Raw genomic sequence first — 22487 nt, 5'->3', positions numbered from 1 at the left:
GAAAATTATTGATGTTCTTGCGACTAAAAAGGACATAACTTTTAAAAACAGTTAGCAACTTTACGATTACCAGAAATTAAATCAAACTCTGTCAAAAAAATTATTAAACAAAATGCCGATTTGTCCGATAATTCTGTTTTGGACAATTTTTTGAAGCTAGGAATTCGTAGATTTATCAAAAATTTCGAGAATTTTAAATATGAAAAAAGCGTTAATAATCGTAGATGTGCAGAATGATTTTTGTGAAGGAGGAGCTTTGGCTGTTCCGGGAGCAAATGAAGTAATTCCATACATCAATGCTCTGATGGAAGAAAACGAATACGATCAGATCGTACTTACTCAGGACTGGCATCCTGCAGATCATAAAAGTTTTGCCAGCAATAATGGCAGAAAAGTAGGCGAAAGCATTATCTTAAATGGTGTTCCGCAGTTTATGTGGCCAGATCACTGTATTCAGGGAACTTTCGGGGCAGAATTCCATAAAGATCTTAACAGAGATAAAGTAACCCACATCGTACAAAAGGGTAAAAATGTAGAAATCGACAGCTACAGCGGTTTTCAGGACAATAATCATTTCATGAAAACAGGTCTGGACGATTTTTTAAAGTTTCACGACATCCAGTTGGTGGAAATCGTAGGTCTTGCTATGGATTACTGTGTAAAATATACCTGCACCGATGCCGTAGCCAATGGTTATGTTACCTGTCTTCACTTCAACGGAACACGCGCTGTAAATGTAAAGCCGGATAACGGAAGAGATGCCATTTATGATATGATCCAGAAAGGGGTTACGGTTTTGGGATAGTTTTTAAACACAAATAGCACCATTTAATATTAAACTTAATAATGAAGTTGTTTAAAGTAAAAGAGTTTGCTCCTTTAGGAGCAGAATCTGTGTAGAAATAAGAATAAATCCGTCAATCAATCCATAGGATTGATATCTTAAATACGATACATTTTCTAAAGATAGCGTTCCTACGGAACGCAGAATGCCTTGCGAATATGCTGTCTACACAGATAAAACTCTACAGAGTTTTCTACCATTTTACTTTAAACAACTTTAATATAACTATCGCAAAGACGCAAAATATTCTTTAATACTGTCTTTTCTTAAGGCGCAAAAATTTTATCCACGATAAAATTAGCATTAATCCTTCTTGAAAATCTTTGATTTTCTTGCGCTTTAAAGATTGGAGAACTAATAAAAATTTTGCGTCTTTGCGCTTTCCAACAAGAATATTTCATTGATAAAAAAGTTTAAACAAACTCATTGTGATATTCGTGTAAATCCATTTGTAGCATTCATGTTAAAGCAAAAAAAAGACGCTGAAAAAAAAATTCAACGTCTTTTTTTATTTTCAGCTTAAAATATACTTCAAAATTAAAGCATTTTAAGATTATTCACTTCCTGTTCTGTAAGGATTCTCCAGTGTCCCCTTTTGATGTTTTTCTTCGTTAATCCGGCAAACATTACTCGGTCTAAGGCTTCCACTTCATATCCTAATCTCTGGAAAATTCTTCTGATAACACGGTTCCATCCGATGTGGATTTCGATTCCCACTTCATTTTTCGGTTTCCCTTCGATGAACGAAATCTGATCTACTTCGGCAACTCCTTCATCCAAACGGATTCCTTCCGCAATAAGCTTCATATCCTCGTGTGTAAGCTTTTTATCCAATGTTACATGATAAATTTTCTTTGCATCAAAAGAAGGGTGCGTCAATTTCTTCGTCATGTGACCGTCGTTAGTTAAAAGAATAACACCTGTTGTAGAACGGTCTAATCTTCCTACCGGAAAAACTCTGTACGGTGAAGCGTTCGCTACAAGATCCATTACTGTTTTTCTGGCTTTGTCGTCTTTTGTGGTAGAAATATATCCTTTCGGTTTGTTAAGAAGAACGTAAACCGGTTTTTCAGGGGTAATATTCTGTCCGTCGAAAACCACTTTATCCGTTTTCTGAACCTGATATCCCATTTCCGTCACCACTTTTCCGTTTACTTCCACAAGACCTTGCGTAATCAGCTCATCGGCTTCTCTCCTGCTGCAGATTCCGGAATTGGCGATGTATTTATTCAGACGGATGGTGTCTTTATGTACATCTTTCTCAATTTTATTCAGTCTTCTTTTCTGTACAAAAGATTTATTTTTATCTTCTCTGTTTTCTGTTCCGGGTCTTCTTCCGTATTTCAGGCTGCCTCTTTCGTATTTATCTCTTGTATCAAAAGTATTGGGTCTGCTTCCGCCTCTTTTCGGGGCAGATTTTCCAAAAGATTTTTTCTCTTCACCCGAATTGGTGATAAAAGGCTGCTGTTCCGTTTTTCCGAATTTCTTATCCATTCTGTCCTGATAACTTGTACCGGTACTTCTTCTGGAGTCTGAATTTCTTTCGCCTGCTTTAGGGAAAGATTTTTTAAAAGGTTTTGATTCTGAAGAATTTCCAGATCTGGAAGCACGAGAATTATCAGAATTTTTCTTAGTTGAAATTCTTGGTCTCTTTGGTCGTTCTGAATTATTATTATCTCTGCTCATTCTAAAAATTTCTGCAAAGATAGTATATTTAATAACGAGTTAAAAATTAAGAATCATAACTTTGCAATATAGTTTTACATTTAACCCTACAGAAAATCTGAAAATGATAACAATATTAAACGATAATTTTTCTCAATTAAACGACTTCTTACACGAAAAATCTTTCAGCAAAATATTTATTCTGGTTGATGAAAATACGCATGAATATTGTCTTCCTATCCTTTTGGGAAATATGGAAACAGATCTTGGCTTTGAAATTCTGGAGATTGAAGCCGGTGAAGAGATGAAGAATATACAGACAGCGAACCAGCTTTGGGAAATTCTTACGGAAATGCAGGCAGACCGAAAAGCTCTGGTCATTAATCTCGGCGGCGGCGTTATTACGGACATGGGCGGTTTTGTAGCTTCTACTTATAAAAGAGGAATCCAGTTTATTAATATTCCGACAACGCTTTTATCGATGTGTGATGCTTCTATTGGAGGAAAAACAGGGATCGATCTGATGCATTATAAAAACATGGTGGGAACTTTTACTTTTCCTGAGAAAATTTTTGTCTATCCTAAATTTCTTGAAACTCTTCCCTTCAAAGAATTAAGAAGCGGATTTGCCGAAATGCTGAAACACGGATTAATTGCCGATAAATCTCACTGGGAAAATCTCACCCAAATTAATAAACTGGATATTGAAGGCGTAATTCCGCATATTCAGACGTCGATGGATATTAAACAGAATGTTGTTCAGGAAGATTTTCACGAGAAAAACATCAGAAAAACACTGAATTTTGGGCATACGATCGGTCATGCCGTTGAAAGTTTATGTTTAAGCCAGGGAAATCCTATTCTTCACGGCGAAGCTGTGGCGATGGGAATGATTACGGAAGCGCATCTTGCTTATCTTGAAGGTTTAATTTCTGAAGAAGACACTACGATTATTATCGGAAGCATTCAAAAATATTATCCTTACCTTGATATCAGCGATTTTAAAGACGAAGCTATTTTTGATCTTTTGCTGAATGATAAAAAGAATACGGACAGCAAGATCAATTTCTCGTTGATTACCGGAATCGGGGCGTGTAATTTCGATCATCAGTGCAGCCTGAAAAACATCACGGCTTCTTTAGATTTTTACAGAAAACTGAATGATGTTTCTCTTTAATTTCTGAAAATTCTGATAAAAATCTAACTTATTTTCAGCATAATTCAGAATTTAGATTATTTCTAAACAAATGTTTAATTGAAAAATTAAATTTCTGAAAATCAAAATATTAAAATAAAATCCGTTTGTTTTTACAGGCGGATTTTTCTATGACATTTATCATAATCTGTTTTTTGGCAAGCAATTTGAAAGATACTCTCCGTCAAACGAAAAAATTGACAGTAGTAAAATTTAAAATTAGAAATAGTAAAAATTAAAAAATTAAAGTTATGAAAAAGTTAATTTTAGGAGTAGCACTTACAGCTGGTTCATTAGCATTCGCTCAGACGACGGGTTCATCTTCAAGCCCGGTAAGATTTGGTATCAAAGGTGGGATGAACGTAGCTTCTCTTTCTAAAGATGCAAGTCTTGAAGATCAAAAATCTAAAATCGGATTTAACGCAGGTGTTTTTGCAAACATTCCTTTAGCAAGTTCATTCAGTGTTCAGCCGGAGGTTTTATATTCTCAGTACGGAGCTAAAGTAAAAAGCACTGACGAATTTACTGCATTAGGTACAACAACTAGAAACGTTGAGTCTTTTTCAACTCACTTAGATTACATCGCTGTACCGGTAATGTTCCAGTATAACTTTGTTCCAAACTTTTACGTTGAAGCAGGTCCGGAATTCGGATTCTTAGTAAGCGCAAAAAATAAAGGAGACAGAACTACAACTGTAACCAATGCTTCAGGAACAACAACTTCTTCAGCAAGCTATACAGATGATATCAATAAAGATAATCTAAACACATTTAACTTCGGTATCGGTTTAGGAGCAGGATATTATTTCACAGATAATCTTGGTATTACTGCAAGATACGTTGCGGGTGTTACAGACGTTGCTAAAGACAGACCAAGCGGTTCTGATGCAACAAGAAACAACACATTCCAAGTTGGTTTAGCTTACAAATTCTAAGAAGCTGATTCAGTAAAAACAATTTTGATTTCAATACATAAAAAGGTCAGGTTTCATCATGAAGCCTGACCTTTTGATTGGATAATAAAATACCATTCAATACATAATAATTCACTCTAAAAATTGTGAATTATTAACATTTAAAAATCGGAAAATCCTTTATTTGGCAAGCATTTTGTAAAATAACTGTTACCTGAATGAAAATTTCAGGAAACAAAAAAGTAGTAAAATTTAAATGTAAAATTATGAAAAAGTTATTTCTAGCAATGGCAGTAACAGGAGGAGTATTTGTGTTTGCACAGGAAGTAAAAACAACAGCTACCCCACCGGTGAAAATGAAGGAGCCTGTAAGATTTGGTATTAAAGGAGCAGCAACGGCTTCCCAATTCAGCGAACAGGAACTTACAGCCAAAAACCAGAAAATAGGATTTAATGCAGGTGTTTTCGTAAATGTACCATTATCTGAAAAGTTTGCATTACAGCCGGAAGTTTTATACAACCAGATTGGTGCAAAAAGTGTACTTTCTGATTCGGAAGTTACCACAGGAACTACAACGGTAAGAACAAAGCAGGATTACAGTACTACGCTGAACTACATTTCCGTACCGGTAATGCTTCAGATGAAACCTACCGATAATTTTTATGTAGAAGCGGGTCCGGAAGTAAGTTATTTTGTAGACGGTAAAAACAAAGGTGAACAGACTATTGCCACAACCACTGCGGGAACAACCACTACACAGACTTTATCAGCTTCAGAAAGCATTAACAAAGACGATATTAAAAAGTTCAATTTAGGTTTTGGAGTCGGTCTGGGATATTATTTTACTCGTAATCTGGGCATTAATGCGAGATATGTAAACAGTCTTACGCACATTTACAACAATTCTGATGCAGTAACCGATGCTCAGAAAAATGTAAACACAAACAGATCATTTCAGTTAGGGCTGAACTATAAGTTTTAAATAAAAAACAATTTTTGATTTCATAACAAAGATCAGGTTTCATCATGAGGCCTGATCTTTTTCTTTTTATTAAATTTGCAACACTTTAATAATAAACATTCATAAAAATTAATAGACTATGAAAAAGATTTTTCTAGGACTTGCAATTACAGCAGGTACATTTTCATTCGCACAGGAAAAAGCAGCAGCTTCAGCTTCACCGGTAAAATTCGGAGTAAAAGCGGGACTTAACGTATCTTCTATTAACGATAACGATTCTAAAGCAAAAGCAGGATTCTACGGAGGTTTCTTTGCAAACATTCCTGTAGCAAGTTCTTTTAGCGTACAGCCGGAAGTTTTGTATAACGGAATGGGTGCTAAAGACAAAACTTATTCTTCTGTAAAGCTTAATCTGGATTATATTTCAGTTCCTGTAATGGTTCAGTACAACGTTCTTCCGGATTTATATGTTGAAGCTGGTCCACAATTCAGTTTTGCAATCAGCCAGAAATTAAAAGGAGACGGAGGTTCTGTAGATGTAGATCAGGCTTTCAAAGGTTTTGATCTTGGTTTAGGTCTTGGAGCAGGATATTATTTTGAGCAAAAATTCGGAATTACGGCAAGATATGTTGCAGGACTTACGGATATCGCAGAAAACAATACAGGTGACGCAGTAAGAAACGGCGTTTTCCAGGTTGGTGTAGCGTATAAATTCTAAGCAGTTTAAACAGAATAAAAAATGTCAGACTTAAAAATTTAAGTCTGACATTTTCTTTTTATGGAAATATTTTAATTGAATAATTCTACCTCCTCTCCTTTTTCTACAGGATATTCTTCCGTGAAACACCCGAAACAGTGATTGGTAGAGCCTAAAATTTCTTTCAGATTTTCAACGCTTAAGAATTCAAGAGAATCTACTCCTAAGTAATCTCTAAGTTCTTCCGTAGACATATTGGCAGAAATCAGATCGTCTTTCGACGGCGTATCGATTCCCAGATAACAAGGAGCGATAATCGGCGGAGAAACGCTTCTGAAATGAATTTCCTTCACGCCTGCATCTTTAAGAATCTTTACGAGTCTTTTTGAAGTGGTTCCACGTACAATGGAATCATCAATAATCACAACTCTTTTATCTTTAATCTCGGAAATAATCGGATTCAGTTTCAGGTTCACTACTCTTTCTCTCATTTCCTGAGTCGGTACAATGAAACTTCTTCCGATGTATCTGTTTTTAATTAAAACCGGACGGAAAGGAATTCCCGAAGCCTTAGAAAAACCAATGGCAGCCGGAACTCCGGAATCCGGAACTCCAATTACAACATCTGCTTCCACAGGAGCCTGATGCCAGATTTTTTCTCCGGATTTTTCCCTGATTTCGTACACATTAATATTTTCTAAAGTAGAATCGGGTCTTGCAAAATAAATATATTCAAAAGAACAGATTCTCTGCTTTCCTTTTTCTTCATCTACCATGTAAGAATGAAGTTTTCCGGGTTCGTTTTCATTGGTATAAATAATTTCTCCCGGTAAAATATCACGCACATACTGCGCTCCTACTGCATCTAAAGCCACAGACTCTGAAGCTACCACGTAAGAATTTTCATTAATTGCTCCCAAAACCAAAGGACGGATTCCGTTGAAATCTCTGAACGCGAAAAATTTATTTCTCGTCATTCCTACAACAGAATAAGCCCCTTCAATTTTTTCCATGGTTGCTTTAATAGCTCCGCGAAGTCCTAAATCAAGGTTTTTCTGAATCAATCTTAAAATAACCTCAGAATCAGACGTTGCTCTGAACACAACTCCTTCAGCTTCCAGTTCTGTTTTCAGTTCTTTGGCATTGGTTAAGTTACCGTTGTGTGCAATGGAAAGGATAATCTGGTCGTATTCGTTTTTCGCGAAAAACGGCTGAAAATTATATTTCTTTTTGTCTCCTGCAGTCGTATAACGCGTGTGTCCGATCGCAGAATTTCCCATAAAAGTTTCAGGATCGTTGATCTCTTTATAAACATCCAAAACCAGACCTTCATCTTTCATATTGGTAATTTTCCCGTTTTTAAGAACAGAAATACCACAAGCTTCCTGACCTCTGTGCTGTAATGCAAAAAGACCGAACTGTGAAAGAGAAAACGTATCCAGATCGTTATCAGAATACATTCCGAAGATTCCGCACTCCTCGTTCGGAGCGTCTAATCTTTCCTCTTCCTGTGTTCTGAAGAGATTTCTTCCGTAGGTTTGGGTTTCAAATTGTTTTAAATATTCACTTTTATGAATGTCTAAACTTTTCATTTCTATTTTTTCTAAATTTTGATGGTGGAAGCCGGGAGCTCGAAGTCTGAAATTCACAACAAAACCATTGCGTATTCAGATAAACTTCCGGCATCCAACTTCTGGCTTATGCCTGATAATTATTTAGCAAGTACCGTTTTCAGTCTGTTATAGATCTCAACGTAAGCTTCGGTAACTTCACCAAGATCTCTTCTGAATCTGTCTTTATCCAGCTTCTTCATGGTATCTTTGTCCCAAAGTCTGCACGTATCCGGAGAAATTTCGTCTGCAAGGATGATCTCGCCGTCTGCAGTTTTTCCTAATTCAATTTTGAAATCTACTAAGATGATGTTCATTTTATCGAAAAGATCGATTAAGATTTCATTGATGTCTGAAGTTAATTCATACATTTCATCAAGTTCTTCATACGTTGCAGCTCCTAAAAACACTGCGTGGTGATCGTTGATTAGCGGATCTCCCAATTCGTCTTTTTTGTAGCAGATATCGAAGATGGTAACCGGAGATTTAATTCCTTCTTCCACTCCCAGTCTCTGAGCCATGCTTCCTGCCGAATAGTTTCTTACCACCATTTCCAAAGGAATGATGGATACTTTTCTTACCAACTGCTCTCTTTCGTTCAGTTGTTTAATGAAATGAGTCTTAATCCCTTTTTCATTCAGATATTCAAAAATAAGAGTCGTGATCGCGTTGTTCATCTCTCCTTTAAGATCTACGGATCCTCTTTTCTGAGCATTAAATGCAGTAGCATCGTCTTTGAAACGTACCACTACTTCATTAGGATTATCGGTTGCAAAAACCTGTTTTGCCTTACCTTCGTACAACATTTCTTTCTTTTCCATTTTCTAAAATTACTTTTTATTAGATTTATATTACTTAATTAAAATTCCTGTTAAAACTGCCATTCCAAAGCTTAAAAGGGTTCCGATCAGTACATACTCGGTTAATTTTCTCTGCTTTGCCTGAGCAAGATCGCTGAACCTGAAAACAGATTTTGCAGCAACCATAAAACCTACGCCTTCCCAATGATTCACCACAATAAAGGTGAAAACCAATAAACGTTCTAAAATCCCGATATATTTTCCGGCGCTCGATAAAGATTCGGTTTGTATATTGTTCTGTGTTTCGGGAACCGGAGTCCACGAAGACAATAATATCTTAATGAAAATGGAAGCCGGTGTCGTTAAAAACAAAGCCGCCATAAGGATTTTTAAAATTTCCTGATCTTTTAAAAATTCAAAATTAAATTCCTTGAAATAAAAGGAAATTGCTGCGATCACAGCAATATGCAAAGCCTGATCGATAAAGAACCATGATTTTTTAGATTTTGCGGTCTGAAAACTAAGCTTCGCAGCATCTATAATGAAATGTGAAGCTCCAACCAGAACGGCGATCCACCAAAATTCGGTATTCCAGAGGAAAATAAAACTCAGAATGGTGTGGATGAGAATGTGAAGGTATAAATATCTGCTTTTCAGCTTTTTGCTTTCCTTCTCTGCAACCCATGAATTTGGCTGAAGAATAAAATCTCCAAATAAATGCGCCAATATGAGCTGAATAAAAACCATGCTTACAGTTCGGATATTTTTTTTCTGAAATATTGATTGGTTTCCACGATCAGTTCGTAGTTTGCACGTTTCAGTCTCTGGCTTACAGAAGATTGCGAGATGGCAAACTTTTTCGCAAGATCTTCCTGCGTAATGTCTTTGTTCATAATCATCTCATGAATAATCTCTGCATTGGCAACCGTCCAGGAATCAAAATCCTTGGAAGACCATTTCAGCAGAATATTAAGATCCCGGTCTACGGAATCGTTGGAGGTTTTTACAGATACGGTATGACCATCATTTTTAAGATCGTTCAGCAGTCTTCCGGAATGTACATAAGCCGTTCCGTTAGATTCGGTGATTTTTTCAGAAGAAAAATTTTCTTCGCCAATACCGATGGCAATTCTTACGTCTAAATTTTCCTGACTTTTTATAAGGGATTTTATGGCGAGAAAACGCCAGAATACTTCATCTATCTTACATTTGAACTGAAATTCGTCTCCTCTGTAGATTTCCCATGTACTGGGAGCGCTTCCCCAATGTTCGAGAAGATTTTTAAGCTTGGTGATCCAAACCTCTGTTTCCGCGTGCTGCGAATTTATAATATCTCCGGTAATGACCGCTATCATTCTGCAAATATAAGCATTATTACTTATAAATAAAAAATATAAGCAGAAACACTTATAGATAATGATTATTAGTGATTCTGCTTATATCTATACCTTATAATTGACTGCATTTTTGAATCTGTAACAGTAAATTTAAGAAATTGACCAGCAAAAAAGTAAAAACATACTGAAAATGTGTACAGAAATAAGATTTCAAAGAATAAAAATAATTTTACTAAAAAGATTATTTTAAATCAAAAAGTAACTTTTGTGTTCTGTTGTCATGATTTTATTCAAAAAAAATAAATTTTCCTCCGATAAAAGTGAAGAACTAAAAAAAATATTTCGAATATATTGTTTCAAACCGAATTTTGGATTATTATTAGATTAATTTGAAGTAATTTAAATTTTTAACTTAATTATTTAAATATTTAATAACATATTCCAATTAAAAACACCATATAAATAAAATAAAACGTATTTTAGTAATGTTATCAGAATGTATTTAAAAAAAACACGAATGAAGTTTAACCTTTAAATGCAACTATCATGAAAACTAAAATGCTCTTAATGGCGCTTTGTTTTTCCTGCTTTGTATTTTCGCAAAGCCAGTTTCAAACAGAGATAAGCAGCCAATCTAATGACGCTGAAGTATTGGCAAACAATACTGTAAGCTTTGACAGTTCGGATCTTGAACTATCCGGAAAAGACGGCACCAATCTACAGGAAACATTTCTTTATTTTAACGATATTACACTCCCGTCTGATGCGGTTGTAAATAATGTTTATCTGATTTTTTACGGTGATGAAGTAAGTACGAATTCTACAACATTGAAAATTAACGGAGAAATAGGCAGCTCACTTCCCTATCCTGCTTCAACAGCTTCCTCTACTGGTCTGAATTTAAAATCCCGAAATTATTCCTCCAATTTTGTTGAATGGATTACGAATGGATGTCAGGTTAATCAGAAATATCAGTCGCCGGATCTTAAGAATATTTTCAGCGAAATGTTCCCGGGAATAATTAATGGTGCAAATATCTCTTTTCGAATTAAAGGAAATGCACAGGGAGATTTTACAGTGAAATCTTTTTCGGGAGGTACAGGTTACAGACCGAAGCTCGTTATACTTTATACAACCAATACCACTACCATTTCGGCAACAATTACATCCGGTACAAACGATGCGGAACAAATTCTTACAACCGGAAATGTAAATCTTGGAGAAGCCGCGCTGGAACTCGGCGGAAAATCGGGAACATCACCGCAGATTACAGGTTTAAGATTTGAAAACATTCAGATTCCGCCTGCTGCAGAAATTACCAATTCCTACATAGAATTATATTCCTACGGCACGAGTCCCAATAACGCCGAACTTACCTTCCGTACAGAACTGGGAAATTCTGCGGCTTACACAACGGCTGTAAATCATATTTCTGCACGAAACTACAGTTTGCGGAAAGTAAAATGGATCACTGTCCCATGGGGTGTTGCGAATGTAAAATACAAAACAGCAGATCTTAAAGAAATAATTGATGAAGCAAGGCTTAGCGGATGGCAATCCGGACAGCCAATTGCTTTTAAAATTGAAGGAAATGAAGGAAGCGCAACAGTATGGTCTAGAGAAGCAAGTTCAACTTACCAGCCCAGATTAGTCATAGAATATAAAAACAATGGTTCTGGTCCGGCAGTAGGCGCGATTCCTTTAGAGGAAACATTTAAAACCTATATCATTAAAAATGAAAATGATGCAGAACAAATACTTCCTACAGGAAATATGGATCTGGGAAGCGGAATTCTTGAACTTGGCGGAAAATACGGAACAACTCCGCAAACCACAGGTTTAAGGTTCGAAAACATCCAGATTCCTTCAGGCGCATATATCCAGGATGCTTATTTAGAATTTTACGCTTATGGCAACAATACAACAAATGCAAAAATTAAAATCTATACAGAAAACACAAACTCTCAGATCTATACTTCGGCATTACAGGACATTACGAAAAGAGATTATTCAACAATTTTTATTGACTGGAATACAGAAACCTGGATTTCCAATACCAAATACCGCACTCCGAACTTAAGAAATATAATAGACGAGATCCGAATGAACGGATGGAGTTCCGGAAATTCTCTTGCATTTAAAATAGAATCAGAGTCGGGAGGAGCTGCTGTGTACTCCAAAAACGGTTCTCTCTCTTATCAGCCTCGTCTTGTCATCGAATATCTTAATAACAATGCGGGACCAAAAATCGAAGGAATAGAAACAGATCCCGCCAACATGACGCAGCTTTACATCAATGAAATATCCTCCGAAGGAACATTGGTTCAGAGCGAAGACTGGATTGAACTTTACAACGCACACGATTATCCTGTATATTTCGCCAACCAGAACAGCGGTGTTTATCTTTCGGATAAAAACGGAAACAGAACTTTATGCGAATTAAGAAACGTTTATATTCCGGCAAAAGGATACGGAATATTCATCGCAGACAGCGATCCCGCAAAAGGAAGCAATCATCTGAATTTCGGGCTAAGCTCTGATGGCGAAACCCTTTATCTGTCCAGAAAAGTAAATGGAAATCTTATCGAACAGGATGTTTTACCGTTCACCTCCATTCCTTTCAACCAGTCTTTGGGAAGAATATCAGACGGAAACGGAACATTCGTAAACTTTATAACACCCACCTACAAAGCATCTAATAATGGCGGAAAAAGACGACTGGATCTCACTTTCAGTAAAGAGAGAGGTGTGTATTCAGACGGTTTTGATCTTTCTGTTCCTGTACAGACAGGCACAACGGTTCGCTATACTTTAGACGGCAAAACTCCTTCTGCAACCATCGGAACAGTGTACATTGCTCCGATAGCAATCAACAAAACTTCTGTAGTGAAATTCTATGCTTATGATGCCAATGGAAATAATTCCGGAGTGGTTGCACATACGTATATTCTCAAGAACAACTATGCCAATGAAAATACTTCAGGCGGTTATAACCAATGGATATATAAATCTAATATTACAGCGGATGAATATGCACAGGCAATTGGCGAAGTGCCTGTTGTTTCTATTTCAATGAATTCCGAACCTACGGCAACATGGACGGAGGCTTCCGTAGAATATATAGATAATAATGTATACGCCGGAAGAAAAAATTTCTTCAGCAATTCTATGACGAAAAGATTCGGACAGGAAAGTTTAGGGTTTTATAATCCAAACATAAAATTTAAATTTAATTCTGATTCCGGAGTTAAAAAAGCAAAGTATCCGTTTTTCGACTCTTATCCTAATGATGCTTTTGAGGTTCCGGAAAAAACGCAGACCATTGAATTAAAACAAGGGCAGGATAACGCTTCCAGAAATGTTTTCAATTTAGGTTTTATGCGGTACAGTGAAAAAGTTTCTATGGAACTTCAGAAAGAAATGGGAAAATACACCCTGAATACACGCTTCATCCATCTTTTCATTAATGGTAAATATCGTGGTTTAAAAACAATGCGCAATGATTTCAATACCAATAATCTTGAAGAAACTTTTGGGGATGATGATGATAACTACACAAAGGTGAATCTGCAGGATGGCTATTTTACCAACGGAATTGTAGAGACAGGAGATGGAAATCAGGCGATATGGGATAACATCAGAAATTTAGCTTCTGCCAAAAAATTTCAGGAGTTTAAAAAATTTGTAGATGTTGATGATCTTATCAAATTCCAGATTATGTTTATGTTTACCGATACCGAAAACGAAGCCGTTGCAATTACCCATAATGATCCGAACATCATGAAAGCCAAGTTCATGATTAACGATACAGACGGCTCTTTCTTCGGAGGAATTACTTACTCTTCGGCAGATACAGCCATGCCTGCAAGATCATTTGCCGGAGGCGGCGGCAATTATAAATATAAATGGATCCTTAATGAAAGCAAAAACGGTCCCGGAGGAATTTTCGGACAGTTTATGGGATCCAACACCAATGCCGCAACAGGGAATTTAGAATTTAAGACATTAGTAAAAGATGCCGTTCTGAAATACATTGGAGCTGCCTCCGGAAATTTCGCCGGAGCTTCAGGAGCGCCATTATCCGTACTTCGGGTACAGCAGAAAATACAGTCTGTGATGATTGAGCTGGACAGGCTTTATAAATTAGACGCAGCATACATGGGATACACCTCAAATGTTTACAACCAGTGGAAAAATATAGACGGACCAAGAATTATTGCACAGGTTCCGGAAAGGGTTTCGTTCAGTTTACAGAAATGGATGGAGTATAATATGGCGCATACTCTTAACGCTGCCGATATTCCTACCGCCGGAATAATTAAAACAACCGAAACTATTAAAATGGTTAATCCCAATGCAAACACTCTGCTTTATTATACAACAAACGGAACAGATCCTATGGGAAATGACGGTACTATATCTTCCGCGGCATTATTGTACAATGGAGAATTTAATTTACCAACAGGAACTTATGCCGTCGTAACCCGTCCGTTCACCACCAATAACTGGGGACCAAAATTCTCAAAAACGATAAAAATTGAAGAATTGAATGAAGGCAAATTCATGATTACAGGAATCAATTACAAGCCGCAATCTAACAGTGATGCAGAATTTATTTTAATTTCAAATCCCGGAGGCTCAGAAATCGATGTTTCCGGATATACTATTTCCGATGCAGTTAGTTATACATTTCCACAAGGTTTCAAAATAGCACAAAACCAAACCATTATGCTTGCAAAAAATCCGGCTCTCATTTCTGGGTTTGATTTAATAAATAAATATCAATGGACAAGTGGAAGCCTTAGTAATTCAGGAGAACCGATTATCTTCAAAGATGTATCCGGAAATATTATGGATTATGTGTATTACGGAGTAAATTCTCCCTGGCCAACTCAGGCAAACGGTTTAGGTTCTTATCTTAAACTGATCTCTGAAGATATGGACAACAGTCTGCCGGAAAGCTGGAAGGATGATTCTCTTCTAAATCCTGCCTCCAGATTATACACTCAGAAAGAAAATTCACAAAAGAAATCTCCCCATGACATTTCTGCTGAAAATTTAAAGGAGATTAAAGTATATCCTAATCCGATGAAAGAAAAACTATTGGTAATCTTAAACGAAAAATCTACCGTTTCTGTTTACAATATAGCCGGTCAAACCATCAAAACGCAGGTTTTAGAAGCAGGAACAAATACCATTAATGTTTCCGGGCTTTCTTCTGGCGGATATATAATTAGAATTCAGGGAGAAAAAGAAAACAAAACTTTTAAAATGATTAAAGAATAGAATTTTTGAAAATAACAAAAAAAACAGCCTTCAGATTTTACCGAAGGCTGTTTTCTTTGCTTAAAACATTACATTATTTTTTGATAAACTGATAGATTTTATCATCAATTTTCAACAAATAGGTTCCTGTAGATAAATTTTGAACAGAAATGCCTTTTTTGTTCTTAAATGGATTTTGTTCAGTGTAAATCACTTTTCCTGAAAGATCTAAAATCTGTGCTGTTTTTATATTTTCTGTTTTTCCACTTACAAAAACATGATCGTTCACAGGATTCGGGTAAATTTTAAATTCATTATTCTGGGCAAGAATCGCTTCTGCCGTTGCCAAGGTTCCTAAACTCTGACAGTAATTGCTCGCGTAAGAATCCCATTCCGAAATAGTAAACGTTGTTGTCGGCTGGGCGATATTGGATTTTCTGTATAAAGAAACATTCCCCAAAACCGAAGAATTATTTGTCCCCGAAGCTCCAATCGCATCAACGGTTGAAGATTTATATCTCAGTTCAAGATACTGACTTCCGGAATACGTCATCTGTGGAGCCGCCGTTACAAACTTTGCCTGATTGATCGTGTAGCAGGAGAAATTGGCATCCGGATTCAATACCACAAAAGTTTCGTTATTCTGGACAGTTCCTTCCAGTTCATAAGGATCTACAAAATAATAATTTGTTCCGCTGCTAAACTGAATAGACAATCTGTAATCACTTAAATTTACAGGGTGTCCTGTTTTATTGGTGATTTCAATGCCTTTATTATTCGAAGTCCCTTCAAGATATTTTGTTACCATTAAATCTTTGGCATAAACATCTGAAGCTAAAGTGGTAACAGAAGCGGTATTACTGTCCGGAGAAAGTAAGTATCCGTTGTCATAAGCTTTCACCGTAAACGTATACGCTGTAGAAGGCGTAAGATGATCTGCCGTGAACGTTGAATTCTTTGTTGCGCCTACCAACGTTCCGTTCTGATAAATTTTATACCCGATTACATCTGTACTCGTACTTGGAGTCCAGCTTAGTGTCGCAAAATAAGCACTGTTTTGCGCTACTGTTAAATTTGTGGGAGTTTGCGGCACCACTGCATCTGGAGTCTGTCCCCATATCGTATTTACCCACGAAGGATTATCAATAAAAGGATTCCTGTTTTTCTGTATCCCATAAACCGCATTGTTTCTGTCGATCTCCCTTTGAGAAACAGGATCTTGCTGATGCCACTGAAGCAGCATGGCGATATAAGCAGGATCAAAAGCCCTTTCTTCCGTTCCGTCCAAAGGATTGGTATCGGAAGCCGGATTGGCGTTATTATTAAAATTAAACGTTCCTAACTTGCCTTCATACCGTACTGCAAAGTATAGCAGACTTCTCGCAACATCTCCTTTAAATTCATTAATTGGCTCATACACTCTTCCGGTATAAGTAATTCCCGGAATCGCACAGTTCCCGATTCTTGAACTGTTGGTAAAGGTATAATAGATCGTAGAACCCACAATTCCGTAAGGATAATTACTTCTCAACTGATTGATTCTTGCATCCGTAGGAACTACATAAAACAGATCAGAATACATCGGATAATTGCTGTAAAAAGTACTCTGCGGCATCATATGTTCACGGTTCCAGCCCTGTCCTTCCGCAGAAGCACTTCCGATAATATTTGCCGTAGTATATTCATAAGCATCCGGACCGGTAGGGATTTCAGAATACATATCAAGCAGAATTGTCGTATTGCTTGGTCCGTAATCGTAATATTTATCTAAATCTGTCTGATTATAATAATTGGTTAGATCACCATAATGCCAGTTTATATTTTTCGCCGAAATGATATCATGAAGCTTTGATTTTAAGGCGTAACCCGTCAAACCTGTGGTTCCGTCGTAATATCCTGCAGGAGCCTGAGCTGCGAAATACGATGAAATCAGAATAATAGGCAGTAGAATTTTTTTCATGCTTTAAAAATTGGGTGGCTAAAATAGTAAATTAATCTGCTTAAAGTTCGGAAAATTTTATTAAAATATCATTAATTTTAAGAATATAAAAAATTGAAAACTAGATTTTTGCAGTTACCGCCTTATGTCATAAATAATTTTTTTGAGCGTTACAGCAATTTAATTATCTTTGGGAACTAACTATTATCTATATAAATACAGATATCTATATGAATACAGAGACTATTGACAACATCAAAATGATAGCGGAAACGGCAAGAGAATTTGCTGAAAAGAATATCAGACCTAATATTATGGAGTGGGACGAAAGCCAGACTTTCCCTAAAGATTTATTTCATGAGTTAGGAGAAATGGGGTTCATGGGAATCGTTATTCCGGAACAGTACGGAGGTTCAGGTCTTGGTTATCATGAATATGTAACGATTTTGGACGAGATTTCGCAGGTAGATCCATCCATCGGTCTTTCTGTGGCAGCACACAATTCACTTTGTACCAACCACATTTATGAATTCGGAAACGAAGAGCAGAGAAACAAATGGCTTCCTCAGCTGGCTTCCGGTAAAGTAATCGGAGCTTGGGGACTTACAGAACACAATACAGGTTCAGATTCAGGAGGAATGTCTACCACTGCAGTGAAGGATGGAGACGAATGGATCATTAACGGGGCAAAAAACTTCATTACCCACGCTATTTCAGGAGACATCGCTGTTGTAATGACAAGAACAGGAGAAAAAGGAGCTAAAAATAATTCTACCGCTTTCGTTTTAGAAAAAGGAATGACCGGTTTTTCTTCCGGTAAAAAAGAAAACAAACTGGGAATGAGAGCTTCTGAAACCGCTGAATTAATCTTTGATAACGTTCGTGTACCGGATTCTCACAGATTAGGTGAAGTAGGTGAAGGTTTCAAACAGGCAATGAAAATACTGGACGGAGGAAGAATTTCTATCGCCGCTTTAAGTTTAGGAACAGCAAGAGGAGCTTACAAAGCTGCTTTAAAATACGCTAAAGAAAGACAGCAGTTCGGAAAATCTATTTCAGAATTTCAGGCAGTTAACTTCATGTTGGCAGACATGGCAACAGAAATTGATGCAGCGGAACTATTGATCCAAAGAGCTTCAACGTTGAAAAACGCTAAGCAAAAAATGACAAAAGAAGGAGCAATGGCAAAACTATATGCTTCTGAAGCCTGCGTAAGAATTTCAAACAATGCAGTACAGATTTTCGGAGGATACGGATATACAAAAGATTTCCCGGTAGAAAAATTCTACAGAGATTCTAAACTTTGCACCATCGGAGAAGGAACTTCCGAGATCCAGAGACTGGTTATCGGAAGAGATATTACAAAATAAATTTTAACTAAATTATTTCAAAAAAACATCCACAAATGATTAAACAGGCATTATTAGGTGAATTTTTGCATGAAGCAGAAAATACCCGCAAACTTTTACAGGCAATTCCGGACAGCGCTTTGGATTATAAACCGTCTGAAATTAACTGGACAACAGCCCAGTTGGCTTCCCACGTAGTCGAAGTTTATAATTGGTATGACGCGACATTCAATCAGGATGTATTCGATATGGGAACCTATCAATACGACAAAGGCGATATTTCCAAAGCAGAAAATATTGTTGCCAAATTTGAAGAAAATGTTGCGAAAGCTCAGAAAGCCATTGAAAGTTGGGATGAAAACACCATGACGAACGAATGGACAATGGAAATGGACGGAAATTCCATCTTCCCGCCAATGCCGAAGATTCAGGTTATCCGCTCGTTTCTGTATAATCATTTGTATCATCACCGCGGAGAACTTGTGGTTTATTTAAGATCTACAGGAAACAAAGTTCCGGGACTGTACGGACCGACCGCAGATAACAAGTTTTAAAAATTAGAATTAAACTATTAATAATTCAATAGCATCCGTATTTTGCGGGTGCTATTTTCTTTTTTTGAGAAATTCACCATCTGATGATATTTAATGTATTGCATAATTGTTTATATATATTATCAAAAATTTTCTTAAAAAATTTTGTTTTTCGTAACATATTTTTCATTAGCTTTGATATTCCACAATCAAATAGAAAACTTGTATGAGAAAACAACTATTGGTGATTGGAATGCTTGCATCAGGTATTTCATTCGCTCAGACCGACCGACTTTGGTCTGAAACGTCAAGAAAATCAACTACTGAAATTTTTGAAAACAAATTAACTATTAACAATCCGAAAATCTACAGTCTGGATATTAATGGTTTAAAAAATGCTCTTGCAAAAGCTCCCAAAAGACTAGCTGCAGGAGAAAAGTCTGAAATTATTATCTCTTTCCCGAATTCTGAGGGAAAAATGGAAAATTTTAAAGTAAGAGAAAATTCTAATTTCGATCCTCAACTGGCAGCAAAATATCCGGACATCAAATCGTATATCGGTGAAGGATTAGGAGACTCAGGTTCCACTGTTTATTTTAGCGTTTCGCCTCTGGGATTGTCATCCATGGAAATCTACGGAGATAAATCAGCGGTTTTCATCGAGCCTTATTCAAAAGACCTTTCGACCTATGTTGTTTATAAAAAATCTGATAAAAAAGACGATTTAAGCAAGTTTGAATGTACCGTAATCGACGTTGCGCAGAAAGGCGTTGCAAACACAACCAATCTGGTAGCAAGACCAAATGCCGATGATGCAAAACTGAGAACATTCAGGTTAGCACTTTCCTGTACCGGGGAATACGCAACGTATTTCGGAGGAACAAAAGCCAATGCTTTAGCGGCAATGAACAACACAATGACCCGCGTAAACGGTGTTTTTGAAAAAGATTTTGCAGCGAGAATGGTTTTAATCGCAAATAACGATTCAGTAATCTATACCAATGCTTCTACAGACCCTTATTCTCCTGCTTCCAGCTTAAGCAACTGGAACTCACAGCTTCAGTCTACATTAACTTCGGTTATTGGCGAAGCAAATTATGACGTCGGTCACTTATTCGGAGCTTCCGGAGGTGGCGGAAATGCAGGATGTATCGGCTGTGTTTGTACAAACGGCTCAAAAGGAAGCGGTTATACTTCTCCGGCAGATGCAATTCCTTCAGGAGATAACTTCGATATCGACTATGTAGCACACGAATTAGGACATCAGTTCGGCGGAAACCACACCTTCTCTATGAATAATGAAGGAACAGGAGCCAATATGGAGCCGGGTTCAGGATCAACCATCATGGGATATGCGGGAATTACTTCTCAGGATATTCAGCCGCATTCGGATGCTTTCTTCCACGCAATCAGTATTCAGCAGATTACCAATAATATCAAAGCTAAAACCTGCCCTACAAGCACAAGTACAGGAAATTCTATTCCTACGGCAAATGCAGGTTTAGATTATACCATTCCGAAAGGAACACCGTTTATGTTAACAGGATCAGGAACAGATGCAAACGGAGATTCTTTAACGTACATCTGGGAACAAATGGACAATGCATCCTCTTCACAAACTGGAGCAAGTTCTGCGGCAAGTGCTACAAAAGCAACCGGACCAACGTTCAGATCATGGACACCACAAACTACTCCGGTAAGATACTTCCCAAGAATGGCTTCAGTTCTGGCAGGAGCTACCACAACAGCAGGATCTGAGATTACTGTTGAAGCACTATCCAATGTAGCAAGAACGTACAATTTCAGATTTACAGTTCGCGACAACAGAGCCGGAGGTTCTGGAAATAACTCGGATGATGCAGTGATCACGGTAAATGGAACAGCAGGACCTTTCAGTGTAAGCTCTCAAAATACCGCAACAACAGTTACAGGAGGAACTTCCCAAACCGTAACATGGAATGTGGCAGGAACAACAGCGAATGGTGTAAATGCAGCCAACGTAGATATTCTTTGGTCTACAGACGGAGGAAATACATGGACTACTCTATTGGCGGGAACTCCAAACGACGGAACACAGGCGGTAACCATCCCGAATACGTCTACCACAACAGGAAGAATTATGGTAAAAGGTTCCAACCACATTTTCTTTGATGTGAATAATGCCAACATTACGGTAAATGCAGGTTCCGGAACTTCCGATACGACCGCTCCTACTGCTCCAACTCTTGCAGCTTCCGGAACAACTTCTACAAGTACCAATCTTTCATGGTCCGGAGCAACAGATAACGTAGGGGTTACAGGCTATGATGTTTATCAGGGCGCTTCATTAATAGGCTCTACCGCTTCTACTTCTTATACGGTATCCAGTTTATCTCCTTCTACTACATACAGCTTCACTGTTAGAGCTAAAGACGCAGCAGGAAATGCTTCAGTTTCCAGCAACACGGTTTCTGTAACCACTTTAGCAGGAACAGCGGTTTCTTACTGTTCTGCTTCAGCGAACAATACTGCTGATGAAAGAATAGGAAATGTAACATTTGGAAGCATTAACAATACTTCAACAGGAACGGCAGGCTACGAAAACTTCACTTCAGTTTCTACGAACGTAACAAGAGGTTCTGCTTACTCACTTTCCATTACTCCGGTTTGGACATCAACCAAATATAATGAAGCTTATGCTGTTTATATTGATTATAACAGAGACGGAGATTTCGCAGACAGCGGAGAATTGGCTTGGTCTAAAACAGGATCTACCACAAGTCCGGTAACAGGATCTATCACGATTCCTTCAACAGCGACTGTAGGAACTACAAGAATGAGAGTGATGATGCAGTACAGCTCTGTACCTACATCTTCTTGTGGAACGTATACGTACGGTCAGGTAGAAGACTATACTTTAAATATTGTATCATCAGGAAGAGGAAATATTTTAGATACAAAAGATATGATTACAGATATCCGAGTGTATCCGAATCCTGTAAAAGATGTTTTAAATGTTTCAAATACGACGAACGAAGACTATAAAATCTTCGATATGGGTGGAAAACTAATCAATTCAGGAAAACTTGAAAGAGGCGCGGTAAATGTAAGCGGTCTTATTAAAGGTGCTTACATGATCCAGATTGGAGAAGTCTCTAAGAGATTCATCAAAAACTAATTGCTTCACTCAATTAAGCTTTGAGGTAAAAGGCTGTCCGGAAACGGACAGTCTTTTTTTCTGAGTCCGCCAAATAAAACACTTCCACTCTCTGCATAAATTCTAAATAGGATTGAGCTCTTAAAAATCATTTAATCACAAATCCCAAAAACATTTTCACCAATATTCACAATCATTGAAAATCTGAAAGATTTATGAAAGAAAAAGCATGATCTATTTC

General features: G+C 37.3%; 15 protein-coding genes. 9 read left to right on the top strand and 6 right to left on the bottom strand.

The features are described from left to right. Positions 1-199: 199 nt before the first annotated feature. The gene (gene pncA / locus H6W53_RS01160; protein WP_185204526.1) at positions 200-805 is read left to right on the top strand and encodes a bifunctional nicotinamidase/pyrazinamidase; all 606 of its coding nucleotides are present in this window, start codon (positions 200-202) and stop codon (positions 803-805) included. A 576-nt stretch (positions 806-1381) separates the two neighbouring features. On the opposite strand, the gene H6W53_RS01155 is transcribed toward pncA, so the two are convergent. Further along, the gene (locus tag H6W53_RS01155) at positions 1382-2530 is read right to left on the bottom strand and encodes a pseudouridine synthase (RefSeq protein WP_228427465.1); all 1149 of its coding nucleotides are present in this window, start codon (positions 2528-2530) and stop codon (positions 1382-1384) included. A gap of 103 nt (positions 2531-2633) precedes the next feature. Here H6W53_RS01155 and aroB point away from each other — a divergent pair, with 103 nt between their 5' ends. The 4 genes from aroB (at position 2634) to H6W53_RS01135 (ending at position 6298) form a co-directional block, all read left to right on the top strand. Continuing rightward, a complete protein-coding gene (gene aroB / locus H6W53_RS01150) occupies positions 2634-3686 on the top strand; it encodes a 3-dehydroquinate synthase (RefSeq protein WP_185204525.1) in 1053 nt (350 codons plus the stop codon). A 269-nt stretch (positions 3687-3955) separates the two neighbouring features. Then, positions 3956-4639: a porin family protein gene (locus H6W53_RS01145; protein WP_087710139.1), complete on the top strand. Its 684-nt coding sequence runs from the start codon at positions 3956-3958 to the stop codon at positions 4637-4639. A 245-nt stretch (positions 4640-4884) separates the two neighbouring features. Continuing rightward, on the top strand, positions 4885-5601 hold the full coding sequence (locus tag H6W53_RS01140) for a porin family protein (RefSeq protein ID WP_185204524.1): 717 nt from the start codon (positions 4885-4887) through the stop codon (positions 5599-5601). A 118-nt stretch (positions 5602-5719) separates the two neighbouring features. Next, positions 5720-6298 carry a porin family protein gene (locus tag H6W53_RS01135; RefSeq protein WP_185204523.1) on the top strand — a complete coding sequence of 193 codons (579 nt, stop codon included), beginning with the start codon at positions 5720-5722 and terminating at the stop codon, positions 6296-6298. Positions 6299-6369: 71 nt separating this feature from the next. Here the strand turns inward: H6W53_RS01135 and purF are convergent, their stop codons facing one another. The 4 genes from purF to H6W53_RS01115 form a co-directional block, all read right to left on the bottom strand. Continuing rightward, on the bottom strand, positions 6370-7869 hold the full coding sequence (purF, locus tag H6W53_RS01130) for an amidophosphoribosyltransferase (protein WP_185204522.1): 1500 nt from the start codon (positions 7867-7869) through the stop codon (positions 6370-6372). Between the two features lie 119 nt (positions 7870-7988). Continuing rightward, positions 7989-8708: a phosphoribosylaminoimidazolesuccinocarboxamide synthase gene (gene purC / locus H6W53_RS01125; RefSeq protein ID WP_076390242.1), complete on the bottom strand. Its 720-nt coding sequence runs from the start codon at positions 8706-8708 to the stop codon at positions 7989-7991. A 30-nt stretch (positions 8709-8738) separates the two neighbouring features. Further along, positions 8739-9434: a DUF3307 domain-containing protein gene (locus H6W53_RS01120; protein WP_185204521.1), complete on the bottom strand. Its 696-nt coding sequence runs from the start codon at positions 9432-9434 to the stop codon at positions 8739-8741. A gap of 2 nt (positions 9435-9436) precedes the next feature. Continuing rightward, on the bottom strand, positions 9437-10042 hold the full coding sequence (locus tag H6W53_RS01115; protein WP_185204520.1) for a SatD family protein: 606 nt from the start codon (positions 10040-10042) through the stop codon (positions 9437-9439). Positions 10043-10570: 528 nt separating this feature from the next. On the opposite strand from H6W53_RS01115, the gene H6W53_RS01110 reads away from it, so the two are divergent. Beyond that, positions 10571-15310, top strand: coding sequence for a lamin tail domain-containing protein (locus H6W53_RS01110; RefSeq protein WP_185204519.1), 4740 nt, complete (start codon positions 10571-10573; stop codon positions 15308-15310). A gap of 73 nt (positions 15311-15383) precedes the next feature. Here the strand turns inward: H6W53_RS01110 and H6W53_RS21665 are convergent, their stop codons facing one another. Beyond that, positions 15384-17249 (bottom strand): endonuclease, encoded by a 1866-nt coding sequence (locus H6W53_RS21665; RefSeq protein ID WP_185204518.1) that lies wholly within the window; start codon positions 17247-17249, stop codon positions 15384-15386. Positions 17250-17458: 209 nt separating this feature from the next. On the opposite strand from H6W53_RS21665, the gene H6W53_RS01100 reads away from it, so the two are divergent. The 3 genes from H6W53_RS01100 to H6W53_RS01090 all read left to right on the top strand — a co-directional run bounded on the left by H6W53_RS01100 (position 17459) and on the right by H6W53_RS01090 (position 22267). After that, the gene (locus H6W53_RS01100; protein ID WP_185204517.1) at positions 17459-18598 is read left to right on the top strand and encodes an acyl-CoA dehydrogenase family protein; all 1140 of its coding nucleotides are present in this window, start codon (positions 17459-17461) and stop codon (positions 18596-18598) included. Positions 18599-18633: 35 nt separating this feature from the next. Next, positions 18634-19131 (top strand): DinB family protein, encoded by a 498-nt coding sequence (locus H6W53_RS01095; RefSeq protein WP_185204516.1) that lies wholly within the window; start codon positions 18634-18636, stop codon positions 19129-19131. A 205-nt stretch (positions 19132-19336) separates the two neighbouring features. After that, complete coding sequence (locus tag H6W53_RS01090; RefSeq protein ID WP_185204515.1) at positions 19337-22267, top strand: reprolysin-like metallopeptidase; 2931 nt, start codon at positions 19337-19339, stop codon at positions 22265-22267. Positions 22268-22487 lie beyond the last annotated feature (220 nt).

The sequence above is a fragment of the Chryseobacterium sp. C3 genome (assembly GCF_014218905.1).
Lineage (GTDB): Bacteria > Bacteroidota > Bacteroidia > Flavobacteriales > Weeksellaceae > Chryseobacterium > Chryseobacterium mucoviscidosis.
This window is presented reverse-complemented; position numbering and strand designations above follow the sequence as displayed.